This window comes from Polaromonas sp. P3_C2, from assembly GCF_056402675.1.
The window spans coordinates 1-723 of the sequence record NZ_JBFUGX010001158.1 but is presented as its reverse complement, the minus strand read 5'-3'; the positions used below and the strand labels follow the sequence as shown (position 1 = coordinate 723).

Annotated in this window: 2 protein-coding genes; one reads left to right on the top strand and one right to left on the bottom strand. The window is 54.9% G+C overall.

Features of this window, described 5'->3' with window-relative positions:
* Window positions 1-183, bottom strand: a 183-nt coding sequence (locus AC1DWI_RS25315) for a hypothetical protein (RefSeq protein ID WP_477726204.1), incomplete at its 3' end; no start/stop codon positions are given.
* Window positions 184-191: 8 nt separating this feature from the next.
* Here AC1DWI_RS25315 and AC1DWI_RS25310 point away from each other — a divergent pair.
* Window positions 192-686, top strand: a complete 495-nt coding sequence (locus AC1DWI_RS25310) for a YcxB family protein (protein ID WP_477726203.1) — start codon at window positions 192-194, stop codon at window positions 684-686.
* The last annotated feature ends 37 nt before the right edge of the window (window positions 687-723 follow it).

Sequence of the window (723 nt, the reverse complement as noted above, 5' to 3'; positions counted from 1 at the left end):
GGCCTTTAGCTGGTCTAAAAGTGTGCTCTCCGGTTCAGCCTCAAGCGCTGCAACCGCAATCCAGTGCTCTGGATTTTCTCCTAATTTGATAGCAGGATTTCGAGCAAGCGCGAGGGATGGACGATGAGGGTTAACAATTCCATCGAGAGCGGATCGCCTTCGGCGCTCGCTCACGTCAAACATTAGCCGCCATGCTAGTGAGTGTCAGGCTACAGTACACAGAGGCCGTTATTCGAGATGCGGCGCTTGCAAGCTGGCATCGTGCGTTTGGCCTTCGCTTTGTCGTGGCTCTGCTACTCGTCGCGACAAGCCTTGCTTATCTAGTGTGGCATGGAGACCGTTCCTGGTTCGTTGGAGTCATGGGCACCCTGCTAATCCTCTGCGCAACTTTCGCAGTAGGCTTCTACCTGGTATCCCTGCGAAGCTCTCTCCGCAAGTTCCGGAAAATGCATTCTCCGGAGGCTAGTTTGCAAGGTGACGCCTCGGGTTTCAGCGTTTCATCCGAACTGGGCGCTTTTACCCTTCCTTGGTCCGCCGTCAGACAGGTACGGCGTTATCCCGATTTCTGGCTCTTAGTCCTTTCACGCACCAGTCAAGTCACCATTCCGCTTGCCGGCGTTGCACCCGATGCGCAATCATTCCTATTGCAGAAAATTGAGGGCGCTGGCGGGAGTGTGAATGGTTAACTTCACGGTATGCCGCACAGTAGCACTGTCCCTACCC